A 16,655-nucleotide genomic window follows, 5' to 3' on the forward strand; every position below is an offset into this window, starting at 1 on the left:
AAAATCTTTTTGAGGTTCACGGTCCTAAGCCTTCTGCCGCGGTGGAGGCGGAGATCTTTCTCGCTGCCATCGTCGTGCGCAGGAAGGCGAGGACGAAGAGGCCGCTCATGATCAGGACGATGGTGGGTGCCGGTGCGCTATCGATCATGAAACTCAGCCAGATGCCGAGCGTGGCGGAAAAAAGCGCTACCGAGATTGCAGCGACCAGCATCGCAGAGAAGCGTCGCGTGATGAGGAAAGCGATGGCACCGGGGGCTACGAGCATGGCGACGGACAGGATGATGCCGATCGCCTGAAGCGCGCCGACGACCGTCAGCGACAAGACCGAAAGCAGGCCGTAATGCAGGATGCGGACCGGCAGGCCGATGGCCTTGGCGTGCTGCGGATCGAAGGCATGCACCAGCAAGTCCTTTCGCAAGATGGCGAGAAAGAGCGTTGCGGCAAGCGCGATTGCGCCCGTCTCGATGATATCCGCCACCGAAACGCCGAGCATATCGCCGAAGAGAATATGATCGAGATGCACGTCGCTTTGCACCTTGACGTAGAGCACCAATCCCAGCCCGAACATGCCGGAGAAGACGATGCCGAGCACCGTGTCCTCCTTGATGCGGCTGTTCTCCTTTAAGAATCCGGTGCCGAGTGCGCAGATCATGCCGGCGATAAAAGCGCCGATGGAGAAGGGGATGCCGACGATGTAGGCGACGACGACGCCGGGCAGCACGGCATGGGAGACGGCATCGCCCATCAGCGACCAGCCTTTGAGCACCAGCAGGCAGGAAAGCATCGCCATCGGCACGGCAATCATCAGCGTGATGATGAAGGCGTACTGCATGAACGGCACGTGGAAAGGTAGGAATGCCAGTTCGAGAAACGCGCTCATGCTGGCTCCTCGAGTGCGGCGCGGGCCTTGGCGCGCGACGCCAGATAGCCGTGCTTCGGGGCAAGCAAGAAGGCGGCGAGGAAGATCAGGGTTTGCAGCACCACGATGATGCCACCGGTTGCGCCGTCCAGGAAGTAGCTGAGATACGCGCCAACGAAGCTGGTGATGGCGCCGATGCCGAAGCTCATGCCGATCAGCCGCTCGAACCGGTCGGTCAGAAGATAGGCGGTGGCGCCCGGCGTCACCACCATGGCGACGACCAGAAAGGCGCCGACGGTTTGCAGCGCCGCGACGGTAGAGGCGGCAAGCAGGGTGAAGAAGATTACTTTCAGCACATCCGGCTTCAGGCCGATGGTGCGGGCGTGGTTCTCATCGAAGAAGACGACCATGAAGTCCCGCCATTTCAGCGAAAGGACCAGAAGGCTGATGCCGCCGATCAGCGCCAGTTGGATCGTGTCCTCCGTGGTGATGGCAAGGATATTGCCGAGAACGATGGTCTGGATGTTGATGGAGGTGGGCGAAAGCGACACCATGAAGAGGCCGAGACCGAAAAAGGAAGTGAAGATCAGGCCGATAATGGCGTCTTCCTTCAGCTTTGTCTTCTGGTTGAGAAACAGCATCGATGCCGCTGCCAGGCCACCGGAAAAGAATGCGCCGAGTGCGAAGGGCAGACCCAGCATATAGGCGCCGGCCACACCCGGAACGATGGCGTGGGACAGCGCGTCGCCGATCAGCGACCAGCCCTTCAGCATAAGATAGGCGGAGAGAAACCCGCAGACGCCGCCGACAAGGGCACTGACCCAGATGGCGTTCAGCATGTAGGAATAGGTGAAGGGCTCGAGAAGGGTGGAGATCATCGCTCCTCGTCTCCAGCCTTGGCCTGATGGGGAGCATCTGCGCCATTCTGGCCGTAGATGACGAAGGGGCGCTCGTCATCGGTGATGACTTTCAGATGCCGTGGGTCGGCATCGTCATGCAGATCAGCCCCACCCAGAATTAAGTGGCGCAGGCTGCCGCCAAAGGCGGCCTGGAGATTGGCTTCGGTGAAGGTGTCTTTCGTCTTGCCCGAGGCAATGACCGTGCCCTTGACGAAGACGGCGCGATCGCAGAAATCCGGAACGCTGCCGAGATTATGGGTGGAGACCAGCATGATGCGGCCTTCATCGCGCAAGGCCTTCAGGAGTGAGATGATCTGCTCCTCGGTCGTTACATCGACGCCGGTAAAGGGTTCGTCGAGCAGGATGACCTTGCCTTCCTGGGCGAGCGCGCGAGCGAGAAAGACGCGCTTCTTCTGCCCGCCGGAAAGCTCGCCGATCTGGCGCTTGCGATAATCCAGCATGTTGACGCGGGCAAGCGCCTCTTCCACCATGCGGTGGTCGTGTTTGGTCGGAATGCGAAAGAAGTTCATGTGGCCGTAACGGCCCATCATCACCACATCTTCGACGAGAACGGGAAAGCTCCAGTCCACTTCTTCTGCCTGCGGCACATAGGCCACGAGGTTCCTTTTCAGCGCGGCGGAAGCGAGTTCTCCGAAGATGGAGACGGTGCCGGCGGCAAGCGGCACGAAGCCCATGATGGCTTTGAAGATGGTGGATTTGCCCGCACCATTGATGCCGACAAGGGCCGTGATCGTGCCCTTGGGGATGGAGAAGCTGGCGTTGCGAAGCGCTGTGTGGCCATTGCGGTAGGTGACCGTCACACCGTTGACGGTCAGACCCTTCTCTTCATTCGGGAGCGTCCGATCCATTTGGTAGCCCAGGCTGACAGTTCGCGCTTTCGCCGCGCTTCTCTTGCTGCCCATCATCATTGGCTCAGACCTTTCACGATCGTACTGGTCGTGGTGCGCAGGAGATCGAGATAGGTCGGCACCGGACCGTCTGCCTCGCTCAGAGAATCTACGTAGAGGATGCCGCCATAGGCAGCGCCCGTTTCCTTCGCCACCTGCTTTGCCGGATCGGGAGAGACGGTGCTTTCGCTGAAGATCACGCGGACATCGTTGGCACGCATCGCGTCGATCACGCTACGCACCTGCTGCGGTGTACCTTGGCTATCGGCATTGACCGGCCAGAGGAACAGTTCCTTCAAGCCAAAATCGCGCGCGAGATAGGAGAACGCGCCCTCGCTCGTGACCAGCCAGCGCTTGTTCTCGGGCAGTGCTGCGATGGCATCGCGCATTGGCTGGATTTCTTCTCTGATCTTGTCGGAGTAGGCCTTGGCATTGGCCGCGTAAACGTCGGCATGATCGGGATCGATCTGGGTGAGTGCTTTGCGAATATTCTCCACATAGATCAGCGCATTGTCTGGCGACATCCAGGCATGTGGATTTGGCTTGCCGCTATAGGCGCCGCCGCTGATCGAGATCGGGGTTACGCCATCACTGACGACGACATTGGGAACACCGGAGAGGTTGGCAAGAAACTTCTGAAACCAGAGTTCGAGATTGAGCCCGTTCCACAAGACCAGATTGGCATCGCGGGCTTTGAGAATATCGCGCGGGGTGGGCTGGTAATTGTGGATTTCAGCACCCGGCTTGGTGATGCTCTCGACGTCGGCGGCGTCCCCGGCCACGTTGCGGGCCATATCGGCAATGATGGTGAAGGTTGTGATCACCTTCGGTTTTTGCGCCGCGACAGCGGAGAAGGGCAGCAAGGCTGCGACACAAAGGGCGAGAAACGTCGAGCGGGTCAACTTCATGACGATGATCAAACCTTTTTTGCGATTAATTCGCAATAGCAATGTGGGAGACCTCGCCCTGATTGTCAATGATATTGCAAATCGTTCGCATTAAAAGGAAAGCAGGACGCAAGCTTGAACGCCCGTCCTCTCTTTTAGAGGTGTCGCAAAGCTGCGACGCTTGAAGCCTTTCGATGGGAGCGGAAGAGCGTTAGCCCAAAAATGGTCCAGGTGCGGACCGGCGTTTCCGGTGGCGATTAAACCTTCCTCAATAACAAACCTCCAGAATTGGACCCTGCATGGATGGGGCGTATCGCCATCCGGCCTTTTGCTCCGGTTGCGCGACGAGGCGCAGCGGGAGGAAAAGGCGTTTGACGAGGTTGTCGATGTCGGGACGTTTGACGTGAAAGCAGTGTTCAAAAGAATACGGTTTTCCCGCAAATTGGTGTTGATTGGCGGTGGTATTCTCCTCTTGGGAGGTGCTTCCGGCGTCGCGGCTATTCTTGTCGGCAAAGATCAGCTCTTCGGGCCCTCCGAGGTCGTGCTGAATGGTCTTGAGTGCAAGACGGCACAAACGGTCAAGATCAAGAAGAACGGCTCGGTCTGGATTCGCAAATTCGTCCGGACAGAGGGCGGCGACGGGCAGGAGCGGGTAAAAACGGCGCTTCGCGTCGCCAAAGCTATCTACGACAAGGAGCATCCCGATCTCGTTCAGGTTTCGGTGCTTGACCAAAAGGGTCCTCAGATGCGCGCCGACATGCGCGGTCGCTCGATTGCCGCTCAGGCGATCTACATTGCCGATCTCGCAAAGCTGCCGGAAGGTGCCGCGAGCGAGAATTATTCCGCCTATTATTACGATAGCAATGCTGCCGATGATGGCCAGTTCTACGGGCTGCGGATCGATCTGCCGGCTGAAGACGCCAAGGCAATGACTGCATCGCTGACTGAGTTTACCGATTGCGCCGATCCCGTTGCGGCAGTTCCTGCGGACGGCCATGGTGCGCCTGCCGGTGGCCATGGTGCGCCTGCGGGTCATGATGCGCCTGCGGGTCATGGAGCCGAGGCCTCGGGCGGGCACGGGTCGGACGCACATGGAGGCGATGCCAAGCCATCCGACGGGAACGGTTCCGAAGGTGGCGTGAGCGACGGGCATGGCGGTGGCGAGACGCCCGCCGAAGGTGGCCACGACGCGCCTGCGAGCGCGCAGGGAGAGGGCCACGGTACGAGCGAGCCTCTGCTGACGTCGACGCCCGAAGGCAAGAGCGAAAGCATGTTCAGCTTCGGCTACATCAAGTCGCTGCTGTTCGGCAAGGGTGAGACCAACGCCCAAGCTGCGGAACAGCCTGCGGCAGCAGGCCACGGCGCGCCAGTGTCATCGGATGGGCACGGCGATGCAGCGGGTAACAGCGCGCCAGCCGTGGCGGAAGAGCCTGCGGACGCACATGGCAAGCCTGCCAGCGAGGCGACTGGTGGACATGACACGCATGCCGCACCAAGCGCGGATGGACATGAGGCTGCTTCTGGTGGCGAGCACGCGGCAGAGGCGCCAAAGCCTGAGCACTGATTGGCTTGTCCGAGCGAGATAGGTCTTCAGACCGAGATCGAAGCTTGCCACGAAAGGCAGGCACCATCATCCCCTCATTCCTGTCCTCGGTCCACGTTCGAGGACAGGAATGAGGGGGAATAAGAAGGCGGCTCCAAACAAACCACCGTTCCTAGACCGCCGCTCGCCGCGACGGTCTTTCGCGCATCTCAGACCTTAGTCAGCCTTCTGGCGACGGGCCGGGAAGAGGATGACGTCGCGGATGGAAGGGGCGTTGGTGAGCAGCATCACCAGTCGGTCGACGCCGATGCCGAGGCCACCTGCTGGCGGCATGCCCTGGTCGATGGCATCGAGGAATTCGTCGTCCAGCTGCTTGTCCTTTTCGCCGCGGGCGTGGGCCTGTTCCAGCTGTTCCACCATGCGGCGGCGCTGTTCTTCCGGGTCGTTGAGTTCGGAGAAGGCGTTGCCCACTTCCCAAGCATTGCAGTAGCTCTCGAAACGCTCCACGAGGCGCGGTTCGCCCGGCACTTCCTTGGCAAAGGGCGAGATGTCCTTTGGGAAATGCGTCACATGGCTTGGCTGGATCAGTGTGCCTTCGACCTTTTCTTCGAAGATGAAGGCGAGGCATTCGCCCCAGGTCCAGTCCTTCTCGACTTCGAAACCGGCAGCCTTGGCGGCGGCGCGGGCTTCTTCGTCGGTCTTGATCGCCAGGAAGTCGATGCCGGTCGCTTCCTTGACGGCATCGGGCATCGGCACGCGCTTGAACGGACCCTTGAAGGAAATCGTCTGGCCCTGGAAGTCCAGCTCGGTGGTGCCGTGGATAGCGATTGCCAGCGTTTCGAACATACGCTCGACGAGGCTCATGATGTCCTCGTAGTCGGCATAGGCCCAGTAGCATTCCAGCATGGTGAATTCGGGATTGTGCCGTGTCGACACGCCCTCATTGCGGAAGTTGCGGTTGACCTCGAAGACCTTGTCGGAAAGACCAGATACCAGCGTGCGCTTCAGGAACAGTTCCGGCGCGATGCGCAAATACATGTCCATCTTCAGCGTGTTGTGGAAGGTCTTGAACGGATCGGCGGTCGCGCCGCCATAGACCGTCTGCAGCATCGGCGTTTCGACTTCGAGGAAGCCTTCGGCCTCCATGAAGCGGCGGATGCCGGAAATGATCTTGGAGCGCTGCTGGAAGCGCAGCTTGGATTCCTCGTTGGAGAGGATGTCCAGATGGCGCTTGCGATAGCGGATTTCGACGTCGGAAATACCGTTCCACTTCTCCGGCATCGGCAGAAGCGACTTGGTGAGCATGGTGATCTCTTCGGCATTGATCGTAAGCTCGCCACGCTTGGTGCGGCGCACCTTACCGGTAACGCCGATGATGTCGCCAATGTCGATCATCGGCAGCATCTCGCGCGCGGCTTCCGGCGTCGTATCCTTGTGGGAGAAGATCTGCACCTTGCCCGACGCATCATGGATATCCATGAACATGCCGGAATTGCGCGAGGAATAGACGCGACCGGCAACGGTGACCGTATCGCCCGTTTCGACATCCGGCTCAATCTCGGCGTATTTTTCCGCAAGCTCGGCATTGGTCAGCGTGCGGTGGAAATGCGCCGGATAGACGTCGCCGATCTTGTCGCGCAGAAGCGCCAGCTTCTGGCGGCGTACTTCAGTGGCGTCGGAGGACAGGGCAGTGGTTTCGGTCGTCTTGGTGTCGGTCATGGTCTCAAAGCCTTTTTCGGGCGTGTTGTTCTTGTGTCTGTGGCGGCCACGTCTTGTGCCCGCACTGTCCTGTCAGCCCGCAGCGCCGACCATCGTCGTGACGACGGCAATGGCTGCCTTCAGACGCTGGCGCACGACCGAGCGGCCAAGCAGCGCCATGGAATCGAAGAGCGGCAGCGAGCGCGACGAGCCGGACATGGCGACGAAGAGCGGCGGGGTGACGACGCGCAGCTTCTTGCCGGTGCGTTCGGCCACATCGCGCAGCTCCGCTTCGATGGCTTCGACGTTCCAATCCGGCATCTTTTCCAGATCGGTAGCGACCGTCGTCAGGATCTCGAGGATCTCTTCCGGCTTGCTCTTCAGCCCGGCGAAGGAGGCCGGTGTCAGGCCGACATCGCCGGAGAGCAGGAAGCCTGCGAGATTGGGCAATTCACCGAGCTTGGAGACGCGGCTCTGGGAGAGCTTCAGGCCTTCGGTCAGGCGCTGGTTCTCCATCGCCCATTCCAGCGTGCGGGCAATAAATTCTTCCGGCGAAAGCTTTTCGCGCAGCCAGCGACCGTTCAGCCAGTCGAGCTTCTGAATGTCGAAGATCGCGCCCGCCTTGGAGAGTGCTTCCGGGTCGAACTTGGCGGCGAGCTCGTCCATCGACAGCAGCTCTTCGCCTTCAGCGATCTGGATGAAGAACAGGCCGAGGAAGTTCATCAGCGCCTCCGGCAGATAGCCCAGCGCGGAATAATAGGAGATCGAGGTCGGGTTCTTGCGCTTGGAAAGCTTGGACTTGTCGGCGTTGCGCATCAGGGACAGATGCATGAACACCGGCTCCTGCCAGCCGAAGTAGCGATAGAGCAGGATGTGCTTGGGCACCGATGCCAGCCACTCTTCGCCGCGCGCCACATGGGTAATCTTCATCAGATGGTCGTCGATGACGTTAGCCATGTGATAGGTCGGCATGCCGTCGGCCTTGATCAGCACCTGCATGTCGACCGATTCCCATGGGATCGAGACATCGCCATAGACGCCGTCATGGAAATCGCACGAACCCTCGGTGGGGATCTTCATGCGCACGACGGAAGGCTCGCCCGCTTCCATCTTGGCGGTGACTTCTTCCGCCTTCAGATGCAGGCAGAGACCGTCATAGCCCGGCGGCTTGCCGGCAGCGCGCTGGGCTTCGCGCATTTCTTCCAGGCGCTGCGGCGTGCAGAAACAGCGGAAGGCGTGGCCCTTGTCGAGCAGTTCCTGCGCATAGGGCCAGTACATGTCCTTGCGCTCGGACTGGCGGTAGGGGCCGTAAGGACCACCGACATCCGGGCCTTCCGACCATTTCAGGCCGGTCCATTTCAGCGCTTCCAGAACCTTCTCTTCATATTCGCGCGTGGAGCGCGTGGCATCGGTATCTTCGATGCGCAAAATGAACTCGCCGCCATGCTTCTGGGCGAAGAGATAGTTGAAGAGGGCGATATAGGCTGTGCCGACATGCGGCTCGCCGGTGGGGGAAGGGGCAATACGGACGCGGACGCCGGAAGTGGTCATTGGAATTCACTCGTCGTGACGTTGCAGCGACGCAAGGCTCAAAATCAGCCTGTTGTCAGCGAAATTGACGTTGGATGCGAAAGAAAGGGTGAAAAGAGACGCAGGCTCAAGCGCCATTTCACACCATCCCATTGGGCATGGCTTAGGCCATATTCCACCGCAGGCGTCAAGGAAATTAGGACATGATACGCTATGGGCGGGCCTCTCCCGCCGAGCGAGCGGTCAGGAAACGGGCCAGACGTAAAGCAGCATGGGGATGCTGACGATGACGATCATGATGGAGAGCGGAAGTCCAAGGCGCGGGTAGTCGCTGAAGCGATAGCCGCCCGGTCCCATGACCAGCGTGTTGCACTGGTGGCCGATGGGGGTGAGGAAATCGCAACCCGCGCCGATCGCCACAGCCATGAGGAAGGCTTCCGGTCGAAAGCCAAGCGTGGTGGCAAAGCCCGCTGCGATCGGCCCCATGACCAGCACGGTCGCGGCGTTGTTGAGGAAGGGGGTTACGGCCATCGCCGTCAACAGGATCAGCCCGAGCGCTGCAAATGGCGGCAGGCCCTGCGCCACGCCTCCGAGCCAGTGGGAGATCAACTCGCTCGCACCACTGGTTCTGAGACTATCGCTCACGGGAATGAGGGCAGCCAGCATGACGAGGATCGGCCCATCGACGGACTTGTAAACCTCCGTCAGAGGAATGGCGCCCGCGACGATCATCATGAAGGCAGCGGCGAAGAAGGCGACGGAAACCGGCATCAGTCCGCTGCCGGCCGCCGCCATGGCCGCAGCAAGCACGAGGAGCGGCACGAAGGCCCGGCGCTGGACGCCGAGCAGGATCTCGCGCTGCGCCAAGGGCAGCAGCGAGAATTCCTGCAGCATCAAGGGCACGTTCTTGCGGTTGCCCTGCAACAGAAGCACATCTCCGGTCTGGAGCGTCAGATCGCTCAAGCGCTCGCTGACGCGGTGGCCGCGACGCGACACGGCGATAAGGTTGACGCCGCGGGTATAAGACAGCGCCAGTTCACGCGCCGACATGCCGTTGAGCGGAGAGACGTTGCTGATGACGGCTTCCATGGAGACGAGATCGACGACCTTCTCGCCCCTTTCGGTAAGCGGTTTGCCGGACAGGATGAGCTTTGCCTGAGACACCATGCGGTCGAGCCCTTCCGGGCTCCCTTCCAGCATCACCGTATCGCCGCTCTTCAGCTTTACATCGGGAAAGGGTGAGATGCGGCGCGGACCGCGCAGAATGGTCCTGGCAATCACGTCGCCATCGCCAAGTCTCAGGAGTTCCCGCAGCGGCTTGTCGACGAGCACGCTGTCAGATGCCAGCGTGGCTTCGGCGGTGTAGCTTGCCTGGTCGAGAATGTCTTCAACAGACGCCTGCTGCTTTGCCCGGACCGGCAGAAGACGATAGCCAAAGGTGAGGAAGAGAATGCCGACTACGGTCAGCGCGAGACCGACAGGGGTGAAATCGAACATGGAGAAGCTCTGCCCGGTCATTTCCTCGCGAAGGCGCGAGACGACGATATTGGGAGAGGTGCCGATCTGCGTCATCAACCCGCCGAGCAGGGCGGAGAAGGCCATCGGCATCAGATAGTAGGAGACGGGGCTGCCGGATTTGCGGGCGAACTGAAACGCCACCGGCATCATGATGGCAAGCGCGCCGATATTCTTGATGAAGGCCGACATGACGGCAACAGTCAACATCAGGAAGGCAAGCTGCAAACCTTTGGAGCGCATTTCCGGCAGGTAGCGCTTGATGACGAAATCGACGATGCCGGAGCGCGCCACGGCGGAGCTGACGATGAGCGCGCTGCCGACAATGATGACGATGTCGTCGGAGAAACCGGAAAAGGCCTTGTCGAAGGGAACGACGCCGACGGCAACAGCCACAAGAAGTGCGCTGCACGCCACGATATCGTAGCGGAACCTGTCCCACATGAAAGCCACCATCATCCCTGCGATCACGGTGAAGGCGAGGATCTGCTCTGTGGTCATGCGGGGCACTTTCAGGAGGGCATTGCTGTTTCGCAATGACGGGATGACCCGGGAAGGGGTGCATCAAGAACGCTGGCGATATGACACTTGTTCCTGCCGCCGCGACGGGTTTTACGGCATGTGGCTCAGACGCCATCCGGGGCTGGCATGGGCAAGTGGTTGAGGTTGCTTGTCCTTCAGCTGTCGCGAGGCAGCGCCTTGCGAGAGCTTCAGGCTTTGCCGGGGCCCGCAGCGATTGCGGGCTCCAGCCAGTCTTCAAAGCGTCAGTGCAGGGTACCGGTCTTCTTGCGCCTGGAGTTGCGCGCAACGATGTTGAGCACCTCCACCAGCGCCGAGAAGGCCATGGCGGCATAGACGTAGCCCTTCGGCACGTGGAAGCCCATGCCTTCGGCAATCAGCGTGGTGCCGATCATCAAAAGGAAGGCGAGCGCCAGCATGACGACGGTCGGGTTGCGCTCGATGAAATTGGCAAGCGGTGTTGCTGCCAGCAGCATGACTGTAACGGCGACGATGACGGCAACCACCATGATCGGCACATGCGGGGTCATGCCGACGGCGGTGATGATGCTATCCACCGAGAAGACCAGATCGAGCAGCAGAATCTGGACGATGGCCGACGAGAAGCTGCCGATCGCGGCCTTGCCGCCGACCATGTCTTCCTTGTGGTCGATCGGATCGACATTGTGGTGAATTTCCTTGGTGGCCTTCCAGACGAGGAAGAGACCGCCGACGATGAGGATGATGTCCTTCCAGGAGAAGGGCTGGCCGAAGACTTCGAAGACCGGCTCTGTCAGCTGTACGATCCAGGCAACGGTTCCGAGCAGACCAAGACGCATGATCAGCGCCAGGCCAATTCCGATGCGACGCGCCTTTTCACGCTGGTTCTCCGGCAACTTGTTGGTCAGGATCGAGATGAAGATCAGGTTGTCGATACCAAGCACCACCTCCATGACGATGAGGGTGACGAGCGCCACCCATGCGGTGGGATCTGACAAGAGAGGGACGATGGACTCCATCGGGCCGGACTTCCTTTTCAACTAAGGGTTATTTTTCCACGTAATTAGCGCAGATAATGGCGATTTATAACTAAAAAGTTGCGATGCTGGTATGTCAAAAGCGCCGTCGGAACCAAGGTCCGGCGGCGCTCATGACAATAGTGCGGAAGAATGAATGGTCTCAGGCGGCTTTGGTTCCATAGGCGGCCATGAAGACGCGGATGGCGCTGGATATCACGCGCTCCAGTTCCTCGTCGGGCACCGGACCTTCAAGCTCACCGAACAGGCGATATTTGAAAAAGGTACCGGTGGAGAGTTCGATAAACTGGCGTGCGGCCAGTTCCACATCATCGATCTCGAGACTGCCATTGGAAATATGGTGGCGGATGAACTCTTCCAGAACGATGCGGACATTGTTTGGCGCCGAGCTGAAGAAACGGCGCGAAAGTTTCGGCATGCGGTCGATTACGCCAAGCAGTGAGCGCATGGCTGGTATCATGTCAGTACATACCAGGCGATTGGCAAAGGCCGTTCCGAACTGCCTCAAGCCTTCGCGCACCTCTTCGGTGCCGGCGAGAATATCGCGCATGGAATCGGCAAATTCGCGTCTGTGGCGATCGATGAGCGCTTCGAACAGTTCTTCCTTGTTGGAAAAGTAGACATAGATCGTACCCTTGGAAACGCCTGCTTCCCGGGTAATATCGTTCATGCTGGCGGCATCGAAGCCCTTCTGCCGGAACATGCGCCACGCGCCGTCGAGAATCTGTTCGCGCTTGGAGGGGTCCTCGCCCGCTGCAAAGCGCCCACCCGCTGCAGCGGTCGAACATGCGTCCTCGATAGCTCTCTCCGTCATCGTCTTCCGTCCGGTTGCGATTAACACTCAATTCAACATATCGAACCGGGTGGTTCGATGGCTCTTGATATGTGCGTTAAAACGGACTATGTCAATCGAACCGAACGGTTCAGTTCAATAAATTTCGTATAACCAGGTGTCTACCATGTCGTCTCAAAAGAGTGGCGCAGTGCGAGCGATCAATTCGTCCGATGCAGCAGAAGCCCAGACAACAGTTCAGGCTGAAGCCCGCACTGAAGAAAACCGTCCGGCAGATGCCGCAAAGGCCGCAGCGCCGGTGCAGCCGCCAGTCCAGAAGAAAAAGGGCAAGTCCTTCCTTCTTCCGATCATTGGACTTGCGCTGTTGGCCGGTGCCGCCTGGTATGGGTACGACTACTGGACGACGGGCCGCTTCATGGTGTCGACCGACGACGCCTATATACATGGCGATATCGCTGTCATTTCGCCGAAGGTTTCGGGCTATGTCGCGAAGGTGGATATCGTCGCCAACCAGCAAGTCAAGGCTGGCGATCCGCTGGTTACGCTGGATGATGGCGATTACCGCAATGCGCTGGAACAGGCTGAGGCCCAGCTTGCCACCCAGCAGCTGTCCCTGAACCGCATCGACGCGCAGATTTCAGGCGGCGAGGCGGCTCTCGCCCAGGCCGTGGCCCAGAAGGGCGCGCTTGACGCAGCGCTTCAGGGTGCCGAGATCAACAACAAGCGCGCTACCGAGCTCCAGTCAAAGGATGTCGGCACCGCCGCATCCGCCGACAATGCCCGCATCGCGCTGGAGCAGGCCAAGGCCAACCTTGCCGCCGGTCAGGCGAATGTGGTTGCGGCTCAGGCCAATATCGAACTTTTGAAGGCGCAGCGCAAAGAGGCCGAAGGCTCGATCCGCACGCTGGAACTGGCGCGCGACAAGGCCGCCCGCGATCTCTCTTTCACCGTTCTGCGTGCGCCTTATGATGGTGTGATCGGCAATCTCTCGGTTCAGACGGGCGATCTGGTTTCGGCCGGCAAGCGCCTGGCCTCTCTGGTGCCGATGAACCAGCTTTATGTCGATGCCAATTTCAAGGAAACGCAGCTCGCGCGCATCGTTCCCGGTTCCAAGGTGACGGTGCATGTGGATGCCTTCGACGATGACGCCATCGAAGGCACGGTGCAGTCGATCTCGCCAGCATCCGGCTCGGTCTTCTCCATGCTGCCGCCGGAAAACGCCACGGGCAACTTCACGAAGGTGATCCAGCGCGTGCCGGTGCGTGTCGTTCTGTCGAAGGAAGATATCGACAAGCATCATCTGCGCGCGGGCTTGAGCGTTGTTGTCGATGTCGACACCCGCACGGCGCCCAAGGCGACCGATACGGCAGCAGCGCAGAACCAGTCCAAGTAACCGGCGGCCCGGATCAAAGTAAGGATCACTACGATGGCGGCTACAGCCAGCATGAGCGGCGGCACCACAGCCGCCGTCGATCCGCCGATGGACCGCAGACGCCTGATCGCGTTCTTCGCCATGGTCTTCGGCATGTTCATGTCGATCCTCGACATTCAGATCGTCTCGGCCTCGCTGGCCGAAATTCAGGCGGGTCTGGGTGCCGGGTCTGATGAGATTGCCTGGGTGCAGACATCCTACCTGATTGCCGAGGTCATCATGATCCCGCTGTCTGGTACGCTGGCGCGCATTCTCTCCACCCGCGTGCTGTTTGCCACCTGTGCGGCTGGCTTCACCATTTCCAGTGCGCTTTGCGCCACCGCTACGAATATCGACCAGATGATCGTCTACCGCGCCATTCAGGGCTTTATCGGCGGCGGCATGATCCCCTCGGTTTTCGCTGCAGCCTTCACCATCTTCCCGCCGTCCAAGCGCCCGATCGTTTCACCCATTATCGGCCTTGTCGCAACGCTTGCGCCCACCATCGGTCCGACGGTCGGCGGTTATCTTTCCAACGCCTTTTCCTGGCACTGGCTGTTCCTCGTCAACATCATTCCCGGCATCATCGTCACCATCCTGACCTGGAGCCTGATCGATTTCGACAAGCCGGAAACCTCGCTTTGGAAGAAGTTCGACTGGTGGGGCCTGATCTCCATGGGTGTCTTCCTCGGCTCGCTGGAATATGTGCTGGAAGAGGGTAACAATAACGACTGGTTCAATGACGAGAATATCGTCATTGCCGCGATCGCCATGACGATTGGCGCGGTGGTGTTCTTCTGGCGGGCCTTCAAGGTGGATTTCCCGGTGGTGGATCTGCGCGCCTTTGCAGACCGGAATTTCTCCATCGGCTCGCTGTTTTCCTTCGTCATGGGCATCGGTCTTTATGGACTGACCTATCTCTACCCGCTCTATCTGGGGCGCGTGCGCGGCTATGATGCGCTGATGATCGGCGAGACGATGTTCGTCTCGGGTCTCACAATGTTCTTCACCGCGCCGATTGCAGGACGGCTTTCGGCCAAGCTCGATCCGCGCGTGATGATGGCGATCGGCTTCATCAGCTTTGCATCCGGCACCTGGATCATGACCCATGTCACGGCGGATTGGGATTTCAACGAACTCCTGATCCCGCAGATCCTGCGCGGTTTCGGCCTTATGATGTGCATGGTGCCGATCAACAATATCGCGCTTGGAACCCTTCCGCCCGCCCGCATCAAGAACGCATCCGGTCTCTTCAACCTCACGCGTAACTTGGGCGGTGCGGTCGGTCTTGCCATCATCAACACCGTGCTCAGCCAGCGCACCGACGACCACTATTTCCGCATTGCCGACCATGTGAACTACGGCAATCCGGCAGCGCTGGACTGGCTGAGCAGCGTTGGCGGCAACTACGATTCCTACGGTCTCGACGGCTCGTCGGTCGCGATCAAGAAGCTTGTCGGCATCGTTTCGCAGCAGGCGTGGATACTGGCGTTTGCCGATGTGTTCCTGCTTCTGACCTTCCTGTTCAGCGGCCTGATTTTCCTCACGCTGTTGATCAACAAGCCCAAAGCGGCGCCGCCGCCAGACGCAGCGCACTGAGTTTCATCCATCCACCGCAGCGCATGCAGGGGTCACCGGAAACGGTGGCCCCTTCTTGGTTTCGTGTGGGTGTTTTCTTCGGGGCAGCGACACGCTTGAGATATTGCCGCGGCTCTGTCCCTGCAAGCGCTCCACACTCTGCCGTCATCCTCGGGCTTGACCCGAGGATCCACGATTTTCTAACAGCGTCAATGGTTTATGGATCCTCGGGTCAAGCCCGAGGATGACGCAGAGTGTGTGGCAAGCTGCCTGCAACGAACCGAAACGCAGCAGAACAAAGAAAGCCGGCCGCTCAAGCGACCAGTCCCAACTTCTTAATGAGGTACGTACATCATTTTATGATTTACGTACCTCAGAAACTCCTCTATGACGTTGCGCCGGGAGGAAGCATGAAGCCGACAGTTCACGATATCGCATCGAAGGCAGGGGTCAGTTTGGCGACCGTCGACCGGGTGATCAACCTGCGTCCGGGCGTGCATCAGTTGACCCGCGCCAAGGTGGAGGCCGCAATTTCCGAGCTTGGCTATGTGCGCGATATCGCGGCCGCCAATCTTGCCAAGGGGCGTAGCTACGCGCTGGTCTTCATTCTTCCCAACAACGACAATTCCTTCATGGCCGGGCTTCGCAACGAGGTTCGGTGTGCGGCCTCGCGCTCCTATGTGGAGCGCACGTCGATCCGCATCATCGAGGTGCCGCCTTTCGATCCGGCAGCGCTGACCCAGGCGCTCGATGTGGCGCGGCTGGAAAAGCCATCCGGCGTTGCCTTTGTCGCCATCGATTCCGAGGATGTGTTGGAGGCGACCGATCGGCTCACCCATAGCGGGATTGCAGTCGCAACGCTGGTGTCGGATCTGACAGGCTCGAAGCGCGATCATTTCGCCGGCATCGACAATCATGCTGCGGGGCGTACGGCGGCGAGCCTGATGGGGCGTTTCTTGCCGAAGCAAAAGGCAGAGATCGCGGTTCTGGCGGGCTCCATGCTGGTGCAGGATCACCGCCAGCGTCTTGCCGGTTTTGAAAGCGTGATCGAAGCGGAATTTGCGCATCTCTCCATCCGTCCGGTTCTGGAAGGGCGAGACGATGCCGAGAGGGTCGAAGCGCTCGTCGCAGACACTCTGCGCGACAATCCAAAGCTTGCTGGGCTCTATAGCCTCGGTGCGGGGAACCGCGGCCTGATCCGGGCGCTGAAGGCACATGATGGTCTGCGACCCTGCGTCATCGCGCACGAGCTGAACGACACGACCGCCGCAGCCCTTCGCGATGGCACGCTGGATGCCGTGCTGAACCAGGATTCCGGCCATGAGGTGCGCAGCGCAATCCGCGTGTTGAAAGCCCGCGCCGATGGGCTTGCCGTCATCGAGGCGCAGGAGCGTATCCGTATCGACATATTCTTGAGGGACAATCTCCCTTGAGCGCCCATCGCTTCAACTTCATTCGGGCGCTGCCCGGCTGGAACTGCTCCAGCACAATCACATCCA

General features: G+C 59.8%; 13 protein-coding genes. 4 read left to right on the plus strand and 9 right to left on the minus strand.

The window, feature by feature from the left end; translation table 11 throughout:
* Positions 1–16: 16 nt before the first annotated feature.
* Genes QZ869_RS20390 through QZ869_RS20405 form a run of 4 tightly spaced genes read right to left on the minus strand, consistent with a single transcriptional unit; the run spans position 17 to position 3,574 of the window.
* Positions 17–880: a metal ABC transporter permease gene (locus QZ869_RS20390; protein ID WP_296106998.1), complete on the minus strand. Its 864-nt coding sequence runs from the start codon at positions 878–880 to the stop codon at positions 17–19.
* Positions 877–1,737 carry a metal ABC transporter permease gene (locus QZ869_RS20395; RefSeq protein WP_296077957.1) on the minus strand — a complete coding sequence of 287 codons (861 nt, stop codon included), beginning with the start codon at positions 1,735–1,737 and terminating at the stop codon, positions 877–879. The genes QZ869_RS20390 and QZ869_RS20395 overlap by 4 nt, the downstream gene beginning before the upstream one ends.
* Entirely contained in the window at positions 1,734–2,627 is an 894-nt protein-coding gene (locus tag QZ869_RS20400; protein WP_296107002.1) for a manganese/iron ABC transporter ATP-binding protein, read from the minus strand. Before QZ869_RS20400 ends, QZ869_RS20395 begins: the two co-directional genes overlap by 4 nt.
* Before the next feature lie 56 nt (positions 2,628–2,683).
* A complete protein-coding gene (locus tag QZ869_RS20405) occupies positions 2,684–3,574 on the minus strand; it encodes a metal ABC transporter substrate-binding protein (RefSeq protein WP_296107005.1) in 891 nt (296 codons plus the stop codon).
* A 229-nt stretch (positions 3,575–3,803) separates the two neighbouring features.
* On the opposite strand from QZ869_RS20405, the gene QZ869_RS20410 reads away from it, so the two are divergent.
* On the plus strand, positions 3,804–5,117 hold the full coding sequence (locus QZ869_RS20410; protein WP_296107008.1) for a hypothetical protein: 1,314 nt from the start codon (positions 3,804–3,806) through the stop codon (positions 5,115–5,117).
* A gap of 195 nt (positions 5,118–5,312) precedes the next feature.
* On the opposite strand, the gene lysS is transcribed toward QZ869_RS20410, so the two are convergent.
* From lysS to QZ869_RS20435, 5 genes are all read right to left on the minus strand, one after another.
* On the minus strand, positions 5,313–6,815 hold the full coding sequence (lysS, locus tag QZ869_RS20415; RefSeq protein ID WP_296107012.1) for a lysine--tRNA ligase: 1,503 nt from the start codon (positions 6,813–6,815) through the stop codon (positions 5,313–5,315).
* A gap of 72 nt (positions 6,816–6,887) precedes the next feature.
* Positions 6,888–8,345, minus strand: a complete 1,458-nt coding sequence (gene gltX, locus QZ869_RS20420; protein ID WP_296078443.1) for a glutamate--tRNA ligase — start codon at positions 8,343–8,345, stop codon at positions 6,888–6,890.
* A gap of 222 nt (positions 8,346–8,567) precedes the next feature.
* On the minus strand, positions 8,568–10,340 hold the full coding sequence (locus QZ869_RS20425) for an SLC13 family permease (protein ID WP_296107015.1): 1,773 nt from the start codon (positions 10,338–10,340) through the stop codon (positions 8,568–8,570).
* A 263-nt stretch (positions 10,341–10,603) separates the two neighbouring features.
* Positions 10,604–11,356, minus strand: a complete 753-nt coding sequence (locus QZ869_RS20430) for a TerC family protein (RefSeq protein ID WP_296014437.1) — start codon at positions 11,354–11,356, stop codon at positions 10,604–10,606.
* A 160-nt stretch (positions 11,357–11,516) separates the two neighbouring features.
* Entirely contained in the window at positions 11,517–12,188 is a 672-nt protein-coding gene (locus QZ869_RS20435; RefSeq protein WP_296014435.1) for a TetR/AcrR family transcriptional regulator, read from the minus strand.
* Positions 12,189–12,333: 145 nt separating this feature from the next.
* On the opposite strand from QZ869_RS20435, the gene QZ869_RS20440 reads away from it, so the two are divergent.
* The 3 genes from QZ869_RS20440 to QZ869_RS20450 all read left to right on the plus strand — a co-directional run bounded on the left by QZ869_RS20440 (position 12,334) and on the right by QZ869_RS20450 (position 16,589).
* Positions 12,334–13,560 carry an HlyD family secretion protein gene (locus tag QZ869_RS20440; protein ID WP_296014434.1) on the plus strand — a complete coding sequence of 409 codons (1,227 nt, stop codon included), beginning with the start codon at positions 12,334–12,336 and terminating at the stop codon, positions 13,558–13,560.
* Between the two features lie 33 nt (positions 13,561–13,593).
* The gene (locus tag QZ869_RS20445) at positions 13,594–15,177 is read left to right on the plus strand and encodes a DHA2 family efflux MFS transporter permease subunit (RefSeq protein ID WP_296014433.1); all 1,584 of its coding nucleotides are present in this window, start codon (positions 13,594–13,596) and stop codon (positions 15,175–15,177) included.
* A 389-nt stretch (positions 15,178–15,566) separates the two neighbouring features.
* A complete protein-coding gene (locus tag QZ869_RS20450; RefSeq protein WP_296014431.1) occupies positions 15,567–16,589 on the plus strand; it encodes a LacI family DNA-binding transcriptional regulator in 1,023 nt (340 codons plus the stop codon).
* Positions 16,590–16,655 lie beyond the last annotated feature (66 nt).

Origin of the sequence: uncultured Agrobacterium sp., from assembly GCF_913777885.1 — a bacterium.
Classification (GTDB): domain Bacteria; phylum Pseudomonadota; class Alphaproteobacteria; order Rhizobiales; family Rhizobiaceae; genus Agrobacterium.

Bases quoted from the DNA above. Each gene is read 5' to 3' on its own strand.
- QZ869_RS20390 (WP_296106998.1), bottom strand. From the start codon at position 880: ATGAGCGCGTTTCTCGAACTGGCATTCCTACCTTTCCACGTGCCGTTC.
- QZ869_RS20395 (WP_296077957.1), bottom strand. From the start codon at position 1,737: ATGATCTCCACCCTTCTCGAGCCCTTCACCTATTCCTACATGCTGAAC.
- QZ869_RS20400 (WP_296107002.1), bottom strand. From the start codon at position 2,627: ATGGATCGGACGCTCCCGAATGAAGAGAAGGGTCTGACCGTCAACGGT.
- QZ869_RS20405 (WP_296107005.1), bottom strand. From the start codon at position 3,574: ATGAAGTTGACCCGCTCGACGTTTCTCGCCCTTTGTGTCGCAGCCTTG.
- lysS (WP_296107012.1), bottom strand. From the start codon at position 6,815: ATGACCGACACCAAGACGACCGAAACCACTGCCCTGTCCTCCGACGCC.
- gltX (WP_296078443.1), bottom strand. From the start codon at position 8,345: ATGACCACTTCCGGCGTCCGCGTCCGTATTGCCCCTTCCCCCACCGGC.
- QZ869_RS20425 (WP_296107015.1), bottom strand. From the start codon at position 10,340: ATGACCACAGAGCAGATCCTCGCCTTCACCGTGATCGCAGGGATGATG.
- QZ869_RS20430 (WP_296014437.1), bottom strand. From the start codon at position 11,356: ATGGAGTCCATCGTCCCTCTCTTGTCAGATCCCACCGCATGGGTGGCG.
- QZ869_RS20435 (WP_296014435.1), bottom strand. From the start codon at position 12,188: ATGACGGAGAGAGCTATCGAGGACGCATGTTCGACCGCTGCAGCGGGT.
- QZ869_RS20440 (WP_296014434.1), top strand. From the start codon at position 12,334: ATGTCGTCTCAAAAGAGTGGCGCAGTGCGAGCGATCAATTCGTCCGAT.
- QZ869_RS20445 (WP_296014433.1), top strand. From the start codon at position 13,594: ATGGCGGCTACAGCCAGCATGAGCGGCGGCACCACAGCCGCCGTCGAT.
- QZ869_RS20450 (WP_296014431.1), top strand. From the start codon at position 15,567: ATGAAGCCGACAGTTCACGATATCGCATCGAAGGCAGGGGTCAGTTTG.